Here is an 18,157-nt window from a genome sequence, read left to right as displayed (position 1 = left end):
TCTGCTGCTAACTTTAGCCAGGAGAAAATAAAGCCATAACCGAAGCGGTAAGTCAGGCAAAAACACGACAGTTTATTCTGTGAATCTTAACTGCGGACTTTCCCGATTTCGTAAAGTTATCGCGTGTTGCTAAATTAACATGCGTGCAGTAATCACGTCTGGAAAAACCATTCAACGTTATAATTAGATGTCATATAAAGTTAAATGAATGCCTAATAAGAAGAGTGAGATAATGTGTTTGCCAACAGAATAGCGTATATTCATTGCCGTACTTCACTTTGTTAATGAAAAAATATAACGCACAGCAAACATAAAAAACGTTTCGAAGAGATAATGAAAAATAGCTTATATAACCCTTATATTACTGAGCCTATTCATCACGTCACGAGCCAGGTGGCCGGTATTTGCTATCATCTTCCCAATGCGGACTTTGCACGTCCTGAGAAAATGATACTTAATGACGACAACATTATTTCATTACACAATCACCTTGCAACTGAAGCAGCATTAATGATTATTCCGCTGTGCGATCGCCAGTTAAAGGAATGGATGAATCAGCCTGCGCGTTATTTACCTTTGCAGGATTCACGGGTGCGTATTGGTATTAATTATCACAGTCTTTTGCTTTACCGGGAAAGATTACTGGAATTAATTAACACCTATGCTTTCTGGCTTTTTGATTTCGCACCGCCTGGCGCAGAGTGGCATTTAGTCGAATCTTTTCCCTTTTCCGCAATTGTCCTGAGTGAAACCTTCTTTAATGACAACTATCGGAAATTTAGTTTTCCTTTCTTAATTGAATCGTTAAGGGAAAAAGGCGCCGAGATATTCGTCCGCGGTTATGATCCAACGTTGAGCGCAGAACAACTCGCAGCCGTGAACATCAGCGGCTGGCAATTACAGCGTTTATCGGGCGATCTCATTCCTTTTACGCTTTAACCTTTCCTGCGTTCGATTAGTAATGGATCATATCGAGATGAACCATTAACCCCTTCTAAAGTGTTGCCTTAGGTGCGTTGTTAAGAGTTTTAAGCCAAAAAAATCAAAACTCATACCAATTTTGCTATAACATTTAACACATCTGGATCATTGAGCTTAACGGAAGAGCCTAATTAAGAATGCCTTTAACTTTTGTACTTTATGACTGAAAACAATCTATCTAATTGTTTTCTTGTGTTTTATGGCAACGAAACGAGGTCAACATTATGGGGAAAAACTCCTCATCCTTTAGCGTGGTCCGTTTTTTAACGGTGCTGTTCGCCGTGCTAACGGGTGCGTTCATGTTAATTGGTGGTATCTGGTTAGCCACGATTGGTGGTTCCTGGTACTACATCATTGGTGGTGCAGCTATGCTGCTTACCGCTTTTCTGCTCTGGCGTCGAAACAGTGCTGCGCTGCTGGTCTATGCATTACTGCTGCTGGCGACCCTGGCATGGGGCGTTTGGGAAGTCGGTACTGACTTCTGGGCGCTGGCACCTCGCACCGATGTCCTGGTCATTTTTGGCGTCTGGCTGGTGTTGCCTTTTGTTTACCGGGTCTTTTATCGTCCAGGCAAAGGCCCATTGAGTGCGATGGCGGTTGCCCTGGTGGCCAGTGCAGTCGTATTAGCCTATGCCGTCTTTAACGATCCGCAGGTTGTTAACGGCGCCGTGCCTGCCACAGCAGATACGGCGACGCAGGCTCAGCCGTTGAGCAATGTTGCCGATGCTGACTGGCCAGCTTATGCGCGCGATCAGCAAGGTACACGCTATTCACCGCTGAAGCAGATCAATCACGATAACGTGAAAGAGCTGCAGGTTGCCTGGCAGTTCCAGACCGGCGATATGAAAAAGCCGAGCGATCCCGGTGAAATCACCGATGAAGTGACGCCGATTAAAATCCGCGACACGCTGTATCTCTGCTCACCTCACCAGATTTTGTTCGCCCTGGATGCGGCAACGGGTAAGCAGAAATGGAAATTTGATCCCGGTTTGAAAACTGACCCAACCTTCCAGCATGTTACCTGCCGTGGTGTGTCCTACCACGAGTTCCCGCCAGCTAAAGATGCCGCGAATACGCAGCCTGCGCTGTGCTCGCGTCGTATCTACCTGCCTGTGAACGATGGTCGCCTGTTTGCACTGGATGCGGAAACCGGTGAACGTTGCCCGGCCTTTGGTAATAACGGTGAGCTGGATCTTCAGCACAAACAGCCGGTCACTACGCCTGGCATGTATGAGCCGACCTCTCCGCCAGTGATTACCGACACCACCATCGTGATGGCGGGTGCGGTGACCGATAACTTCTCAACCCGTGAGCCATCCGGCGTTATCCGTGGTTTTGACGTTAATACCGGCAAACTGCTGTGGGTATTTGATCCGGGTGCGAAAGATCCCAACGCGATTCCGGCGGATGAACACACGTTCACCATGAACTCGCCGAACTCCTGGGCACCTGCGGTCTACGATCCGAAACTGGATATCGTTTATCTGCCTATGGGCGTGACAACGCCTGATATCTGGGGCGGTAACCGCACCCCAGAGCAGGAGCGTTATGCGAGCAGCGTTCTGGCCCTGAATGCCACCACCGGTAAGCTGGTGTGGTCTTATCAGACCGTGCATCACGATCTGTGGGACATGGATCTGCCGTCGCAGCCGACGCTGGCCGATATTACCGATAAAGACGGTAACACCGTGCCGGTGATTTATGCGCCAGCGAAAACCGGGAACATTTTCGTCCTGGACCGCCGTACCGGTAAAACCGTTGTACCGGCCCCCGAAACCCCGGTTCCGCAGGGTGCCGCAAAAGGCGACCACGTCTCTCCGACTCAGCCTTACTCTGAACTGACCTTCCGTCCAAAACAGAATCTGACGGACAAGGACATGTGGGGCGCCACGATGTACGACCAACTGGTGTGCCGCGTGATCTTCAAACGCCTGCGCTATGAAGGTCCGTTCACCCCGCCTTCTGAGCAAGGTACGCTGGTGTTCCCGGGTAACCTGGGCATGTTTGAGTGGGGCGGGATTTCGGTCGATCCGCATCGTCAGATTGCGATTGCCAACCCAATGGCACTGCCGTTTGTGTCCAAGCTGATTCCGCGCGGACCGGGTAACCCGGAAGAGCCACCAGCCGGCGCAACAGGCGGTTCGGGTACCGAAACCGGTATTCAGCCGCAGTACGGCGTGCCGTATGGCGTGGAACTGAATCCGTTCCTGTCACCATTTGGCCTGCCCTGTAAACAGCCTGCATGGGGTTATGTATCGGCAGTTGACCTGAAAACCAATAAGGTCGTCTGGAAGCAACGTATTGGTACCGTTCGTGACAGTGCGCCAGTGCCGCTGCCATTCAAAATGGGTATGCCAATGCTGGGCGGCCCGGTCGCCACAGCCGGTAAAGTGTTCTTTATTGGCGCAACGGCCGATAACTACCTGCGTGCTTACAGCACCGATACCGGTGAGCTGCTGTGGCAGGCGCGTCTGCCAGCAGGCGGTCAGGCGACACCAATGACTTATGAAGTTAACGGTAAGCAGTACGTCGTGATTGCTGCCGGTGGCCATGGTTCATTTGGTACCAAACTGGGCGATTATGTCATTGCCTATGCACTGCCGGACCAGAAATAACCTGAACCTGTAAAAACAAGGCGGACTCCGGTCCGCCTTTTTTATGCCGACCTTCCGCCCTTTCTGCCCTGCCGCCAGTTTAGCCAGGCGCACACGCCCACCACGAGGCTGGTCGCCAGAAAGACGGGCCGCATGCCCCATGCGCCGCCAATAAACCCGCCGAACACCGGCCCCGTTACCTGTCCGATATACTGCGCCGAGGTGGAATAGCCCAGCATCCGCCCCACCTGCGTGGCCGGAACAGTGTGACGAATAATGGCGGTAATACAGGGCATCAATCCGCCCAGCGCCAGCCCCATCAAAAAGCGCAGAGGCAGAAGTTGCCACGCGTCGGTAATAAACGCCTGCGGAATGAGTAACAGCGCACAGCTCAGCAATCCGCCACTCAGTACGCGCCAGTGGCCGATACGGTCGGCCAGCCTGCCGGCATAAGGCGCGGAAAGAATGCTGCCCAGCGCGGCTGCCGCCATGACCACACCCGACATCAGCGTTATGGCATGCTGCTCATGTAAAAACTGGCCGATATACAGGGTAATGATCGGCTCAATCGACATGTTGGCAAAAATCAGCAGCATGCCTGAGAGCCACATCAGCCTGACGTTAACAAGCTTGTGCGGCGACGGGTCGTCAACCGGCTGAGACAGCTCCTGGTCGGTTTTTCGCACCGGCGGCCGCGCTTTCAGTAAAAAGGTCGTCGCCAGAAAGGCCACAAAGATGATCGCCCCCATCAGCCAGAAGGTCGCTCTGATCCCTATCAGCGGCGGCAGGACGCCACCCAGCAGCGGACCAACAATGTTACCGGCCATCATGCCGGATGCCAGCACACCCAGAGCCCATCCGGTGTGCGCTTTGGGCGTTTGTGCCGCAATCAAAATGGTCGAACCGGAGGCATAACCGCCCAGTAATCCCGCCAGTAAACGCAGCGCCACCAGTTGCCAGGCCGCCGTCGCCATGCCCGTCAGCGCCATGGCTACTGCCATACCCAGACTGGCGCGGATGAGCATCAGCTTACGTCCGTAGCGATCGGCCAGTTTCCCCCACAGCGGCGCGGTTAAGGCCGCACTGAAGAAGGTGGCACCATAGGCGATGCCCGACCAGCGCGCAATTGCAGCAGGCGCGTTGACGCCAAGCTGCTGCACATACAACGGCAAAAACGGCAGCAGAAGCGTCATCGCTACCAGTGTGGTAAAGGAGCCGAATACGCAAACCCACAAGTTGCGTTGCCAGTGTTCAGAGTCAGGTGCTTCCGACGCGGTTGCCATGCGATATCCCCCTTATGTTCAGGGATTCAGGCTACCAATGGTCACGAGACAACAACAGTGAGGGCGGGATATTTGTCTGCTGGCATAGTTTGTTGCTGTATTGCAACAATCAGCGACCACTGAGCTGGCTGATAAGCACATCACAGAGCAGATTGACCGCGGAAACCGCCAGACTGTCCTGATGCACCAGCAGGTAACTCTGCAAGCGATCCATCTGCCACTCTGACAGCACCTGCACAATCGTGCCCTGCGCCAAGGCTTCTTGCACCATGTACGAAGGCAAATAGGCAATACCCGTGCCTGCCAGCGCGGCATTCAGCAAAGCCATACTGTTGTTAGCGCGAAAGCGGCTGCGGACATCCACCGCCAGACGCTGTTTATCACGGCGAAAAGGCAGCGCAGCCGTGTGTGCCGGACCGTGGAACATCAATAAATCATGGCGTGGTAACAGGCGAGGATGCGAGATAGCAGGATGCTGCGCCAGATAAGCCGGGGCGGCATACAACCCCCAGTGGATATCGTTCAGTACCCGGAAATTGCCCTGACGTGGCGCATGAGCGCGGATGATAACCGCGACATCCACACCTTCGTCCATCGTCTCGTCGTTGTTATCCGTCAGACTGAGGTCGACGTTGATGTGCAGATGACCGCGCAGAAAGCGATTGAGGATGGGAACGATGCACTGACAGCCGAAGGTAACGGGAGCCTGCAGGCGCACATGTCCAACGGGATGTTGATGCGTCTCCTGAACAAACGCCTCTGCCCGCTGCATTTCATCCAGCATGCGCACGCAGTAGGGATAGTAAGCCTGGCCTAATTCGGTCAGGGTCATCCTGCGGGTGGTGCGCTGCAGTAAACGGATCCCCAACCGTTGTTCCAGTCCGGCGATCTCCCGACTGATGTGGGATTTTGACACGCCGAGTACGCGCGCGGCTTCTGTGAAGCTTTTTAATTCAACCACGCGTGCAAACACCATCATGGCGATGAGGTTATCGCTGTTATTCATGGGCTTCCTGCGGACATCGCGGCACGCTGCCGCCGGGTGCAACATGGCAGGCGCGCCATGTATCAGGCGTTAAGCATAAAGGAACGTCAGGAAAGCTGACAACATCACGGCGGAAAGGAGGCAGAACATCGCACGGGCGATGTATGGACATTGCCACAAACGATCAGGATGGCAATGTCCATACAGAGACTAACTGGCCATGGCGAGAGGAAACAACAAGCGATCCGGTTCAACACGGCGCTGGCGTCGTAACTGGCCGGGCGTCATCATAAAATAGTTTTTAAAGGTGCGCGTGTAGGCCTGTTGCGTATCAAAGCCGTAGTTCATCGCCACCTGCAGGATCGCTTCATTGCTGTTGAGCAGCGTCAGGGCCGATTCGGTCAGGCGGCGCTGGCGGATGTACTCGGCAAGTGAGAAACCGGTGTGCTGGCGAAACAAACGCTGTAAGTGCCAACGGGAATAGCCCGCCCGGCGGGCGACTTCGTCCAGATGCAGATCGTGTCCTAAATTGCTTTCTATCCATTCCAGCAAACTACGAATAAACTCGCGCTGATTCATGGTGTTCTCCTGGTTAAAGCAGATGTGCAGGAACACACTTTAGCGCGCTAAATTTATCCCTTAATTAGCGGAAAATTAGCGCAGAATTAGCAAAGCGCTCCATGCCTGCACCGACGCCAGGTTTTGTCGCCTTCCCGGCCAGTGCGGTAAGAGTGCTGAGGCTGGTAACAGCAATAATTCTGCGCTAATAATCCAGCGCTACACTGGGGTCATTTTTCTGGGGGACGTCATCCATGCGCGTGTTGCTGGTTGAAGATGATGAAATGATCGGTGCCAATTTACAGCAGGCGCTGGAAGCCGCGGGCTGGTCTGTCGACTGGGTACGCGATGGCGTGTATGCGCACAATGCCTGGAGCGAAGGCGGTTACAGTTGCGTGCTGCTTGACCTCGGTCTGCCTCGCGACGACGGGTTGCAGGTGCTCAGACGCGCACGTGGGCGCGGTGATGCCACACCGGTATTAATTCTGACCGCACGCGACACGGTCGCTCAGCGGGTGCAGGGCCTGGATTACGGGGCAGATGACTATTTGCTCAAACCCTTTGATCTGCAGGAAGTCATGGCCCGTATGCGCGCGATCACCCGACGCCACCATGGTTCTGCCGATTCGGTGCTGGGCAGCGGCGATGTTCAACTGGATATGTTGACCCGCGAAGTCCTGTACAAAGGGCAGCGTGAACAGCTCACCGCCCGGGAATATGCCCTGCTTTATGCTCTGCTCGAGCGGCCCGGTGCCATTCTGTCACGTGAACAGCTGGAAAACCGTATCTACGGCTGGGGCGAAGAAGTCAGCAGCAATGCCGTGGACGTTCTTATCCACGGGATGCGGCGCAAGCTGGATAATGATGTGATTCGCAACGTGCGTGGGCTGGGCTGGCGAGTACCGGCAATATGAAAATCTTTATGCGTTCATTACGAAATAAATTACTCAGTACCCTGCTGTTGATTCATTTACTGATGATTGGCGGTGTCGCCTGGTATTTTTTTAACTGCTACGGCGAAATGGTTGGCGTCATTAAGGACGAACAGCTCGCCAAGCTGGCCGATGCGTGGTCCGTTAACCGTGAAATCCCCCCGTTGATGCCGGTGATTGCGCCTGCGCATAAGATCAAAAGTGCCTTTGTCATTCAACTGTGGGATGCGCAGGGCCGGTTACGATCCAGCTCATGGCCAGAGCTGCATGCGCCCTTACAGCCGGAAAATGGCTACAAAGACGTGCAGATCGGTGACTGCCGCGACTGTGAATGGCGCATTTACACCCGTTCCGGTCAGCCAGGCAGTGAGATTAAAACCATTCAGGTCATGCTGAACCTGAGCTATATGAAAGAGATGATGGTGCGACGGGCGCTATCGGCGATTATTCCGCTGATTTTGATGATGCCGCTGTCGCTGCTGGTCATCTGGCTGGTCGTGCGCAAGATCACCCGGGATTTGCGCGTTGCCTCGCGAGAAATCGCCGCCCAGGATGCTCACCATCCCCACAGCGTATCGCCGGAACGGCTGCCCGACGAAATTCAGCCCCTGGTTGAGGCCTACAACTCCTTACTGGATAAACTGCGTGCCGCCTGGTCTTCACAACGTCAGTTTATGGAAGATGCCGCTCATGAACTGCGGACGCCAGTCACCGCCGTTACGCTGCAACTGGAAAATCTGCGTCAGCACATTCAACCCGGCGAGGCCAGCCGTCAGTTCGCTCAACTGGAATCAGGTGTGACCCGCACGCGCCATCTGGTCACTCAACTGCTGAATATGTCGCGCTGGGAAGATCAGTCAGTCGTCGCGCACCTCGAAAATATCGATCTGGAAGATGTGCTGAAAGAGAGTATTGAACAGCTCATGGTTGTGGCGGATAAACGCGGTATCGACATTGGCTTTAGCGGCACCACGCACTATCGACTGCAGGCCGGGCGTTCCGAACTTCGCAGCCTGTTTGATAATCTGATTGGCAACGCGATGTTACATACGCCTGAAGGCAGCATGGTCGATGTGCTGCTGCATCGTGTGGCGGGACAAACCGTTGTCGACATCGTTGATAATGGTCCGGGTGTACCGGAATCCTTTCTTGAACGCGCATTCGATCGCTTTGCCCGTTCACCCGACGTTAAAGCGCAGGGCAGCGGTTTAGGTCTGTCTATCGTGCGCAGCGTCGCCCAGAAACACCATATCGACGTTGCCCTTGCCAACTGTCGGGACGCACAAGGCCTGCGCTGCGGTTTTCAGGTGCGCGTCACCTTTCCCTGATTCCTGCCGATCGATTCGGAAGCCGACAACGTAAACGGTTGCCTGGTTCCGTTCGCCACAACCCTATATTGTGATAATCATCACAATTATGATGAATTGTTATGCAACACATTTTGACAAATGTGATCAAAAGCTATTTTCTATCTCTCTGTTACAGGCACGCTACGCTAACTAAAACAGGCGGCCTGAGTACATTACTGCCCAACCTTTGGGATTGATTTCCAAACAGCACGCAAACGATTGTCTTGCGTATGAAAACCAGTGGTCAAATATAATGAAATTTAAAACGTTAGTTGCAGGTGCCCTGCTGGCAGGCTCCCTGAACGGTGCAGTGCAGGCTGCAGAAAACGATCCCCAGTACCTTTCCGACTGGTGGCATCAGAGCGTCAACGTGGTGGGCAGTTACCACACCCGCTTCGGGCCCCAGTTCAATAACGATGTCTATCTGGAATACGAAGCGTTCGCCAAAAAAGACTGGTTTGATTTTTACGGCTACGTTGACCTGCCAAACTTCTTTGGCGTAGGTAACAACAACGCCAACGGTATTTTCGACCACGGTTCACCGCTGTTCATGGAAATCGAACCGCGTTTCTCTATTGATAAACTGACCGGCACCAGCCTGGCTTTCGGTCCGTTTAAAGAGTGGTATTTTGCCAACAACTATATCTACGATATGGGCCGTAACAGCGCAAACCGCCAGAACACCTGGTACATGGGCCTGGGCACCGACATCGATACGCACAGCGATATCGGTCTGTCACTGAACGTCTATGCCAAGTACCAGTGGGAAAACTACGGTGCTGCGAACGAAGACAGCTGGGACGGCTATCGCTTTAAGGTGAAGTATTTCGTGCCAATCACCACACTGTGGGGTGGTAACCTGGGCTATGTAGGCTTTACCAACTTCGACTGGGGCTCAGACTTGCGTGATAAGACCGGGCCGATCCGTACCAGTAATTCCATCGCCTCCAGTCATATCCTGTCACTGGGCTACGAGCACTGGCACTTCTCTGCTGTGGCGCGTTACTTCCATAACGGCGGTCAGTGGGGAGACGGTCAGGAGTTAGGTTTTGGCAGCAGCGCGTCTGAAATTAAATCAACGGGCTGGGGTTACTATCTGGTGGCTGGCTATAACTTCTGATCAGTTTGTTGCAAGACAGGCACGGTAATTGACGGTGGCCTCCCCCCTGGGAAGGCCGCTGTTGTATGCGCCATCCAACGTCGTTGAACGGCATCACCGACAAATTACTCGTCTGATTTAACAACGTTAATGCGCCACGGAATATTGAATTTATCAATAAACATGGCGAAGCCATCAGACCAGAAAGTTTTTTGCCACGGTGTGGTGACTTTCCCGCCTGCCGACAGCTTTTCAAACCAGGCTTTACCCTGTTCTGCATCCGTGGTCGCCAGACTGACGGCATAGCCTGCGTGCTCTGACGCCGGTGGCTGGTCAGGATTGCCGTCACTCATCATCAGTTCGCCCTGCCCGATACGCAGATGCGCATGCATAATTTTTTCAGGTGGCAACGGGGGTGCAGACTGGTCGCCAATCTGTTCACCCTGCTCCGGCATATCACCAAACGTCATTTTTTGCAGCAGCTGTCCACCTGTTGCCTGCAAATAGAATTCCATCGCCTCTTCACAGCGACCATAGAGAAACAAATAAGGACATACTTGCATTATTACCTCGATACAGGTGAGTAGAAACTTCCTTATAAAGAAGTAATAAGTGTAGACGACAGCGCAGAGAAGAGGATTCATAACGGCGCAAAGAATCTCCTTTCAGAGGATTTACCCAATCGCCTGAGACGTCGCCCCCGTTTTTTTTCAATTAAATCAATGCCTGGTACGCTAATAATGTTTTACGTGTTAATAACCATATTATCTCACAGGCAATAGTCACTTTTATTTACTACTGCAAGGATTAGAATTAACCCTTAAATTACAATTCCTTAAAATAAATAATAAATGAACTGTTCAGACAAATGCTGACAACCGCACTTTCCTGCTTTGCACTTCCTCGTTGACTCAACCTATTACTGGACCTGAAAACCATACCGCCGGCGTTAAAGCATGAAATAACCGAAGCGGCAAGCGAAACGTCAACCTGATAATAGTGAATCAGTTGGTTCATTATTTCGCTTATGTTTTATGCACTTAATTCTGTGCTTATTTCGGTGCGTTCCAGCTAAATATTTAGCCCCAGGATGCCGATATATCTGTCCATAATCCCCCCTGTTCAGGACTGTGTTATGTCGTTAAAAAAATCATCACTGTTGGTGTTGTCTTTTCTGTTAATTCTTTTTCTTATCAGTATTTCCGTCAGCATCTGGTTACTGGCCCGCAGCAACGCGTCACTTAATGCCGTGAATAAAGAAATTCGTGTGGTGCTGTCGGTGATTGACCCCATCAACCACAGTCGTACCTTACGCGTCCGTCTGATGGAGTACATGAAAGAGACGGAGAATGGTGGCCCGCAGGGCGCCGCTTCACTGGACAGCGTAAAAAGCGTTGCCGCTAAAGCCGATGCCGCTTTCCAGGCTTATCTGAACGCGCCACGTATTCCGGGAGAAGAAGCGGAAGCAGAACGCTATCGTCAGGCTTACCTGGCCTACCGCGATCAGGGCATTCAGCCTTTAATCGCAGCGGCCGAGGCCGGGGACCAGCAGCGCTTTAAAAACCAGATCGCAAACGTCGTGCGCCTGGATCGCCAGTATGAAATTGTCCTGGACAAGGTGCTGGCACAACATGAAGCCTTTGCGAAGAAGCTCAATACGGATGCCCAGAGCAACTTTTCCTCTGGGATCCTGTTGTTAGTCGTATTTGGTGTGCTGTTTCTTGCCATTATCGTGGCCATACTGGTCTTTGTCAGACGCTATATTTTATCGCCGCTTGATCACGCCAAAGCCCACTGCAGCCAGATTGCCGCAGGAATTCTGGACAAACCGGTGCCGGTCAATACCGGTTCAAAGAGCGAGATTCAGCAGTTAATGACCTCTATGGAAAGCATGCGTACCGCGCTGACCGGCATTATTACCCGCGTCCGCCAGGCAACCCAGGCGGTCTCTTTCGCCTCGCAGGAAATTGCCAGCGGCAACGTTGACCTGGCCTCGCGCACGGAACAGCAGGCCGCAGCCCTGACCGAAACGGCCGCCAGTATGGAGCAGCTGGGCGCGACCGTGAAACAGAATACGGACAATGTCTTTGAAGCCTGCCGTCTGGCCAGCGAAGCCGTGAAGAATGCGGAGAGCGGCGAACACGTGTCCCAGCAGGTCATCGTTTCCATGTCAAAAATTAACGAGAGTTCGAAAAAAATCGAAGACATCACCAACGTCATTAACGGCATAGCGTTCCAGACCAATATTCTGGCGTTGAACGCGGCCGTTGAAGCCGCGCGAGCCGGTGAGCAAGGTCGCGGATTTGCCGTGGTAGCGGGCGAAGTACGCAATCTCGCCCAGCGCAGTGCGGTGGCGGCAAAAGAAATTGAAGGACTGATTGCGGAATCGGTGGCGACAATCCGGGTCGGCTCCGATCAGGTCAGCCAGACCGGTGAAGCGATGAATGCGATTATTGCCTCGGTCGGCCGGGTCAACGTTCTGATGGATCACATTTCGACGGCCTCCAATGAGCAGCATCATGGTATCAGCCAGATTGAAAAGGCGGTGACCGAAATGGACAGCGTGACCCAGCAAAACGCCGCACTGGTGCAGGAATCGGCCGCCGCGGCCGCGTCGCTGGAGGAGCAGGCGCAGTACCTGACACATTCCGTGTCGGCGTTCCGTCTGGCTGACGCCTAATCGCCTGCCCGCCCCGGAAAAAAAGCGGGGCGGGCAGGGAAGTCTGTCAGGTGATATCTCCACCTGACAGGCTGTTATCGCATCTGACTTGACCTGATTTCTCTCTGCACCGCGTCTGAACGCTGACCGCCCATCCGATCCAGCCATAACTGGACTCTGCCCTGTTAAAAATTCACCACTATTCCTATCGGCAAGAATCAGAGAATTGATTATTCTGCTGCTTCCTGCTCGCGAACGGGCACCTGTTTCAAAGCGATTATTGCCTGTAGTGAGAATGGCCATCATCCTTACATGAGGTTTACTCTAAATGACACCAGCCTTGACTTCAGGGATGGCACCGACGTCTGCCTCGTCGACTGCCCATACCAGCTTAGCCGGGCGCATTGACGCGCTGCCCTCTTCTGGCGGTTTGTGGCGATTCATCTCGCTACTGGCGTTAGGCGGCTTTTTTGAACTCTACGATCTGTTTGAAACCGGCTATATCAGCACAGGGTTACTGGCCGCCGGCATTTTCCATGCGGGCAGCGCCGGTATTCTGGGCATTACCGATCAGGCCGCATTTGCGTCGGCGACCTTTCTGGGCTTATTTGTGGGGGCCAGTTTGCTTACGCCTTTTGCCGATCGGTTTGGCCGTCGGCTGACCTTTATCTGTGCGTTAGCCTGGTACGGATTTTTCTCGTTACTGATGGCGTTTCAGCACAGCGCAGAGATGGTGATTCTGTGTCGCTTTTTGGTCGGTATTGGGTTGGGCGTAGAACTGGTAACCATCGACACCTACCTGAGCGAATGGGTGCCCACGCATCTGCGTAACCGGGCGTTTGCCTTCTCCTTTTTTATTCAGTTTTTATCGGTGCCAACAGTGGCGCTCATGTCATGGTGGCTGATGCCGCAACATATTCTGGGCCTGGAGGGCTGGCGTTGGGTGGTCATCGCGGGCGCTGTCTGCTCGCTGATTATCTGGCTGGTGCGTAAAAACCTGCCGGAATCCGCCCGCTGGCTGGCTCAGCAGGGACGGCATGAAGACGCCCATGCCGTGATGTCGGCCATGGAAAAACGCTGCGGCATCGTGCCCGGCCAACACCTGACGCACTCACAGCCTGCGGCAGCCTCTGACACGAAAAGCCGCTTCCGCGACATCTGGGCTCCGCGCTACCGTAACCGCACCCTGATGCTGGTGATAATGAACTTCTTCCAGGCGATTGGCTTCTACGGCTTTGGTAACTGGTTGCCTGCGCTGCTGTCCGGGCAGGGTACGTCCATTACCCATAGCCTGCTGTATGCCTTTTTTATCACGCTGGCCTATCCCATCGGCTCGTTGATTTGTGGCAGCTTTACCAGCCAGCTTGAGAATAAATGGCAAATCGTCCTTTCTTCGCTGATGACAGTGGTGTTTGGTACGCTGTTTGCCCTGCAGACGAACCCGGTGTTGCTGGTGATATGCGGATTTTTGATCACCTTCTCTAATGCCTGGCTGACCTGCAGTTATCATGCTTACCAGACCGAGATTTTCCCGACCGCTATCCGCGCCCGAGCAGTAGGTTTTTGCTACTCCTTTAGTCGGTTATCGACCGCCTTTAGCAGTCTTCTGATCGGCGTGATTTTGCAGCACACCGGTACGCATGGCGTCATCGCCTTTATTGTATTGAGCATGCTGATGGTGATGCTGTCGGTGGGCGTTTTTGGTCCTAAGACGCGCGGTGTGACGCTGGAAAATATTTGATCGTGCAGCCTTCCCCGGTGGGGGAAGGCTGCAACGTACGTGTTACTTGCCTTCTAACACCTTGATATCTGAGCTGCCCTGACGATCTTTCACATCCTTGCGCAGGTCAGCCACCTGCTTCGCGGTGACCGTTCCCGGTACGTTATTGCCCCAGCTGTGACGGATGAAGTTCACCACGTCCGCGACCTGTTGATCGTTCAGACGCCAGCCAAAGGCAGGCATGGTAATCGTTGACGGCGCGCCCTTCACCCCACGCAGCTCGCCTCCGACCAGCACAATGTGAATCAGCGAGGTCGGATCGTCCGCCATCACCACCGGGTTGCCGCGCAGCGCGGGATAAAAGCGTGTATAACCGCTGCCGTCCGTTTTATGGCAGGCCGCACAGCTGTCGACATAGGCCGCAGCGCCTGTCTGGCTGTCATCGCCTTTCCATAAGGCCTTCGCGGTCGCGTCATCCACGCTAAAAGCCACCTGATGCGGATCTTTCGCACCCAGCGACTTCAGGTAACGGGCAATCGCCGTGATGTCGTCATCCGTCAGGTGCTGCAGGCTGTGATCAACCACATCCACCATGCCGCCAAAGGCTGAGGTGTGATCGTTACGGCCATAGCGCAGGAACTGGCGCAGGTCATCCTCACTCCAGCGGCCCAGGCCGTCACGGTTGTCCCCGCGCAGGTTGCTGGCGGTCCAGCCATCAATCGGCGCACTGCTGCCCGCCAGATAATCGTTACTGTCGGCGTTGGTTAACGCTTTCTCCTGCATGGTCACGCTACGCGGCGTATGGCAGGCACCGCAGTGACCCAGCCCTTCTACCAGATAACGGCCTCGCGCCAGCGTCGGATCCTCCTGCGCGGCAGGCTGGAACGCTTTTACATCCGGTGCGAACAGGTTGCGCCAGATCGCCAGCGGCCAGCGCATCGACAGAGGCCAGGGGATATCGCTCGCTTTGTTGGCCTGACTGACAGGGGCGACGCCATGCATGAAGTAGGCATACAGCGCCTTCATGTCCTCATCGCTGACCACCGCATAAGAGGGATAAGGCATGGCGGGATAGAGCGTATCGCCATTTTTCGCAATACCGTGCCGCACGGCTTTCTGAAAGTCATCGTAGCTGTAATCACCAATCCCGGTCGATTTATCCGGCGTGATGTTCGTTGAGTAGATCGTGCCAATCGGCGTGGCCATCGGCAAGCCACCTGCGAAGGGCTTGCCGCCTTCACTGCTGTGGCAGGCGACACAGTCGCCCGCGCGGGCCAGATACTCGCCGCGTTTTATCAGATCGCTAGTGCTCTCATCGGCCAGGGCAACAAAGGAAATACCGCCCAGAATCAGGGCTAAAATGCCGTTTTTCATCGCCATCATCCTTATGCCTGCACCAGAGGGCCTGGGTTTTTCAGATACTGCTCGCGAATCGCTTTCGCTGACCAGTAAGTCAATGCCGCCACCATGCCGGTGGGGTTATAGCCGAGTCCCTGAGGAAACGCCGATGCGCCAGGCACAAAGACGTTAGGCACATCCCAGCTTTGCAGATAGCGGTTAACCGCGCTGGTTTTAGGATCCTCACCCATAATCGCCCCGCCGCTGATGTGGGTGGTCTGGTAGACGGTGGTGTCGAAATGTGTGCCGGGTTTTTTAGCCCCGCCAATGATCATTTTCGGGTTCATGGCTTCGGCGATTTTATGCATTTTCCCCACCATAAACTGCGCCATCTTGATGTCATTTTCCTGCCAGTCAAACGTCATACGCAGCAGTGGCTGACCGTAGGCGTCTTTATAATTCGGGTCCAGATCCAGATAGTTCACGCGGTAAGACTGGTGCGCACCATGGGCATCCATAGAAAGGTGATGCGTGTACGTATCGGCAACGGCGGCCTTCCACTGGCTACCCCAGTTAGGTGTTCCCGGCGGGGTGGGCAGACCCGAGATGGGTTTGGTGCCCGCCTGATTGACCCAGAATGGCGATCCACCGACAAAACCGTGCGGCCCGTGGTCAAAGTTATCGGCGTTGAAATCATCCACGCCGACACCGGCACCGCCTGCGCCAATAAACGGGTTGGTGGTGGTGTTTTTATCGAACAGCGCTTTCAGCGTCGACAGGTTCTGGTAGGCAAAGTTGCGTCCGACCGTGCCTTCGTTAGTGATCGGGTTGTAAGGCTGGCCAATGCCGGACAGCAGCATTAGGTGGACATTGTGGAACTGGAAGGCTGACAGGATGACCAGATCTGCCGGTTGCACATGTTCACGCCCCTGCGCGTCTACATAGGTGACGCCGGTAGCGCGTTTCTTATCGTCCGTGAGGTTGACGCGCAGCACATAAGCATTATTGCGCAGCTCAAACTTTGGCTCCTGACGCAGCGCAGGCAGGATATTCACATTGGGTGAGGCCTTGGAATACATATAGCAGGCGTAACCGCTGCAGTAGCCGCAGAAGTTGCACGGTCCCATCTGCGCGCCATAGGTGTTGGTATAAGGACCTGAGGTATTCGCCGAGGGCAGATCGTAAGGATGATAGCCTACTGACTCGGCGGCCTGGGCAAACAGCTGTGCTGACCAGGTGCGCTTTTGCGCGGGCAACGGAAAGTTGTCAGAGCGATCGGGCGCAAACGGGTTACCGCCTTTGTCTTTGCCGACAACCTTACCCTGAATACTCCAGGCACTACCGGAGGTGCCAAACACTTTTTCTGCTTTATCAAAAAATGGCTCCAGCTCCTGATAGTCCACGCCGAAATCCTGAATGGTCATCCCTTCAGGAATAAACTTTTTACCGTAGCGCGCCTCATAGTGGCTGCGAAGTTTTAGCTCAACCGGATCGACCCGAAAATGTACACCTGACCAGTGCAGCCCTGCGCCACCGGTGCCGGTGCCCGGCAGGAAAGCTGCTAACTGGCGATACGGCACGGCAGTCTGTGACGCATCATGACGGATAGTGACGGTGCTTTTGGACAGATCCTGGAACAGCTTTTTTCGGATGTTATAGGTCAGTTCATCAATCGACTGTGGATAGGATCCATCGGGATAGGTATCACGATGCGGACCGCGTTCCAGTGCCAGCACATTCAGACCGGCCTCGGTCAGCTCTTTGGCCATAATGGCACCTGCCCAGCCAAAGCCGACAATCACGGCATCCACTTTCTTTAATTCATTTGCCATGCTCAGCTTCTCTCTCCACGAATCGACACTGACGGGAACGGATACCGTTCACCGCGCTCTACCCAGTCCATAAAATCGGCGCGGGCGCCAGGGAAGTTGATGAGCTTCCAGCCCACCATGCCCTGATTGCCACCGTGGATCGGATCGCTAAAGAAGCCTTCACGGGTGTTTTGCAGGAGATAAGAGAAAAACACGCTGGCGGGGAGCTGGCTGAAATGGGCCTTGCCGCTCTCCATCGCCTGAAGCGCCGCATCCTGCTGTTCAGCGTTCAGTTGGGCAAAGACCTTACCGTACTGCTGCCGGCTATACTGGTCGGCGTCGGCCAGGCCGAGACGGTAAATCTGCTGCGGTACCAGCGGCAGCTGATAGCCCATTTCTTTGGGGAGATCCGGGTTAAAGGGGCCCTGCATATACCAGTTGGCCCCGGTGGCATAAGGCGTATTCATCTGGCGATCGATAAACTCCGGCACGCCCGCTTCCAGCGCGCCCGGACCGCGTTCATCGGCGGGGATCAGCCGCGCCACGGCAGCGTTGATAAACGCAAATTCCTCGGCAGTAAACCAACTGGGTTGATAGTCTCGGGCGACCTGGCTTTCGGCAGGCGTTGCGGCCTGTGCCTGAGCGGGTGCAGAAAAGGCACCCAATGCGCTGCTGCCTACCGCCACTGCGGGCGCCAGGGTGATGGTCTTCAGCAAAAAATCCCTGCGTGAATGACCCTTTTTCTGGTCTGACATGACATTGCCTCATCACCGCATCAACTGCGGTACGAAAAGAGAAGTGAATGCGCGTTGTAGTGGTTTTTATTTGCGGATTTCGGGTACAACAAG

General features: G+C 54.2%; 14 protein-coding genes. 7 read left to right on the top strand and 7 right to left on the bottom strand.

The annotated features are described in order from the left end of the window. Positions 1–333: 333 nt before the first annotated feature. Positions 334–939 (top strand): hypothetical protein, encoded by a 606-nt coding sequence (locus RAC60_RS15870; protein ID WP_033739027.1) that lies wholly within the window; start codon positions 334–336, stop codon positions 937–939. Between the two features lie 266 nt (positions 940–1,205). Continuing rightward, the gene (locus RAC60_RS15865; protein WP_375093997.1) at positions 1,206–3,596 is read left to right on the top strand and encodes a glucose/quinate/shikimate family membrane-bound PQQ-dependent dehydrogenase; all 2,391 of its coding nucleotides are present in this window, start codon (positions 1,206–1,208) and stop codon (positions 3,594–3,596) included. Positions 3,597–3,637: 41 nt separating this feature from the next. On the opposite strand, the gene RAC60_RS15860 is transcribed toward RAC60_RS15865, so the two are convergent. The 3 genes from RAC60_RS15860 to RAC60_RS15850 all read right to left on the bottom strand — a co-directional run bounded on the left by RAC60_RS15860 (position 3,638) and on the right by RAC60_RS15850 (position 6,422). After that, positions 3,638–4,858, bottom strand: a complete 1,221-nt coding sequence (locus tag RAC60_RS15860) for an MFS transporter (protein ID WP_058707830.1) — start codon at positions 4,856–4,858, stop codon at positions 3,638–3,640. A gap of 109 nt (positions 4,859–4,967) precedes the next feature. Continuing rightward, complete coding sequence (locus RAC60_RS15855) at positions 4,968–5,864, bottom strand: LysR family transcriptional regulator (protein ID WP_039339044.1); 897 nt, start codon at positions 5,862–5,864, stop codon at positions 4,968–4,970. Between the two features lie 189 nt (positions 5,865–6,053). After that, on the bottom strand, positions 6,054–6,422 hold the full coding sequence (locus tag RAC60_RS15850; RefSeq protein WP_006121688.1) for a helix-turn-helix domain-containing protein: 369 nt from the start codon (positions 6,420–6,422) through the stop codon (positions 6,054–6,056). 233 nt (positions 6,423–6,655) lie between these two features. Between RAC60_RS15850 and RAC60_RS15845 the strand changes: the two genes are divergently transcribed. The 3 genes from RAC60_RS15845 (at position 6,656) to RAC60_RS15835 (ending at position 9,802) form a co-directional block, all read left to right on the top strand. Continuing rightward, positions 6,656–7,315: a response regulator gene (locus RAC60_RS15845; RefSeq protein WP_033739018.1), complete on the top strand. Its 660-nt coding sequence runs from the start codon at positions 6,656–6,658 to the stop codon at positions 7,313–7,315. Continuing rightward, on the top strand, positions 7,312–8,661 hold the full coding sequence (locus RAC60_RS15840) for a HAMP domain-containing sensor histidine kinase (protein ID WP_006121690.1): 1,350 nt from the start codon (positions 7,312–7,314) through the stop codon (positions 8,659–8,661). Before RAC60_RS15845 ends, RAC60_RS15840 begins: the two co-directional genes overlap by 4 nt. 274 nt (positions 8,662–8,935) lie before the next feature. After that, positions 8,936–9,802 carry a nucleoside-specific channel-forming protein Tsx gene (locus RAC60_RS15835; protein ID WP_006121691.1) on the top strand — a complete coding sequence of 289 codons (867 nt, stop codon included), beginning with the start codon at positions 8,936–8,938 and terminating at the stop codon, positions 9,800–9,802. Positions 9,803–9,906: 104 nt separating this feature from the next. Here the strand turns inward: RAC60_RS15835 and yjdN are convergent, their stop codons facing one another. Beyond that, on the bottom strand, positions 9,907–10,344 hold the full coding sequence (gene yjdN, locus RAC60_RS15830; RefSeq protein ID WP_039339045.1) for a VOC family metalloprotein YjdN: 438 nt from the start codon (positions 10,342–10,344) through the stop codon (positions 9,907–9,909). Positions 10,345–10,916: 572 nt separating this feature from the next. On the opposite strand from yjdN, the gene RAC60_RS15825 reads away from it, so the two are divergent. Both RAC60_RS15825 and RAC60_RS15820 read left to right on the top strand, forming a co-directional pair. Continuing rightward, positions 10,917–12,461, top strand: a complete 1,545-nt coding sequence (locus tag RAC60_RS15825) for a methyl-accepting chemotaxis protein (RefSeq protein WP_033739011.1) — start codon at positions 10,917–10,919, stop codon at positions 12,459–12,461. 307 nt (positions 12,462–12,768) lie between these two features. Further along, positions 12,769–14,181: an MFS transporter gene (locus tag RAC60_RS15820; RefSeq protein WP_033739010.1), complete on the top strand. Its 1,413-nt coding sequence runs from the start codon at positions 12,769–12,771 to the stop codon at positions 14,179–14,181. A 42-nt stretch (positions 14,182–14,223) separates the two neighbouring features. Here RAC60_RS15820 and RAC60_RS15815 read toward each other — a convergent pair whose 3' ends face one another. From RAC60_RS15815 to RAC60_RS15805, 3 genes are read right to left on the bottom strand one after another with little or no spacing between them, the layout of a single operon-like run. Then, complete coding sequence (locus tag RAC60_RS15815) at positions 14,224–15,534, bottom strand: cytochrome c (RefSeq protein ID WP_058702402.1); 1,311 nt, start codon at positions 15,532–15,534, stop codon at positions 14,224–14,226. Positions 15,535–15,545: 11 nt separating this feature from the next. After that, entirely contained in the window at positions 15,546–17,330 is a 1,785-nt protein-coding gene (locus RAC60_RS15810; protein ID WP_006121596.1) for a GMC family oxidoreductase, read from the bottom strand. A 2-nt stretch (positions 17,331–17,332) separates the two neighbouring features. Continuing rightward, positions 17,333–18,064 (bottom strand): gluconate 2-dehydrogenase subunit 3 family protein, encoded by a 732-nt coding sequence (locus RAC60_RS15805; RefSeq protein WP_039339047.1) that lies wholly within the window; start codon positions 18,062–18,064, stop codon positions 17,333–17,335. Positions 18,065–18,157 lie beyond the last annotated feature (93 nt).

This window comes from Pantoea sp. BR_17 (genome assembly GCF_041955125.1).
GTDB classification, from domain to species: domain Bacteria; phylum Pseudomonadota; class Gammaproteobacteria; order Enterobacterales; family Enterobacteriaceae; genus Pantoea; species Pantoea stewartii.
The sequence above is the reverse complement of the archived record's forward strand: the minus strand, read 5'-3'. Positions and strand labels throughout refer to the sequence as shown.

Coding starts and splice junctions, on each gene's coding strand:
- RAC60_RS15850 (WP_006121688.1), bottom strand. CDS start 6,422: ATGAATCAGCGCGAGTTTATTCGTAGTTTGCTGGAATGGATAGAAAGC.
- RAC60_RS15835 (WP_006121691.1), top strand. CDS start 8,936: ATGAAATTTAAAACGTTAGTTGCAGGTGCCCTGCTGGCAGGCTCCCTG.
- RAC60_RS15805 (WP_039339047.1), bottom strand. CDS start 18,064: ATGTCAGACCAGAAAAAGGGTCATTCACGCAGGGATTTTTTGCTGAAG.
- RAC60_RS15815 (WP_058702402.1), bottom strand. CDS start 15,534: ATGAAAAACGGCATTTTAGCCCTGATTCTGGGCGGTATTTCCTTTGTT.
- RAC60_RS15840 (WP_006121690.1), top strand. CDS start 7,312: ATGAAAATCTTTATGCGTTCATTACGAAATAAATTACTCAGTACCCTG.
- RAC60_RS15810 (WP_006121596.1), bottom strand. CDS start 17,330: ATGGCAAATGAATTAAAGAAAGTGGATGCCGTGATTGTCGGCTTTGGC.
- RAC60_RS15845 (WP_033739018.1), top strand. CDS start 6,656: ATGCGCGTGTTGCTGGTTGAAGATGATGAAATGATCGGTGCCAATTTA.
- yjdN (WP_039339045.1), bottom strand. CDS start 10,344: ATGCAAGTATGTCCTTATTTGTTTCTCTATGGTCGCTGTGAAGAGGCG.
- RAC60_RS15865 (WP_375093997.1), top strand. CDS start 1,206: ATGGGGAAAAACTCCTCATCCTTTAGCGTGGTCCGTTTTTTAACGGTG.
- RAC60_RS15870 (WP_033739027.1), top strand. CDS start 334: ATGAAAAATAGCTTATATAACCCTTATATTACTGAGCCTATTCATCAC.
- RAC60_RS15825 (WP_033739011.1), top strand. CDS start 10,917: ATGTCGTTAAAAAAATCATCACTGTTGGTGTTGTCTTTTCTGTTAATT.
- RAC60_RS15820 (WP_033739010.1), top strand. CDS start 12,769: ATGACACCAGCCTTGACTTCAGGGATGGCACCGACGTCTGCCTCGTCG.
- RAC60_RS15860 (WP_058707830.1), bottom strand. CDS start 4,858: ATGGCAACCGCGTCGGAAGCACCTGACTCTGAACACTGGCAACGCAAC.
- RAC60_RS15855 (WP_039339044.1), bottom strand. CDS start 5,864: ATGAATAACAGCGATAACCTCATCGCCATGATGGTGTTTGCACGCGTG.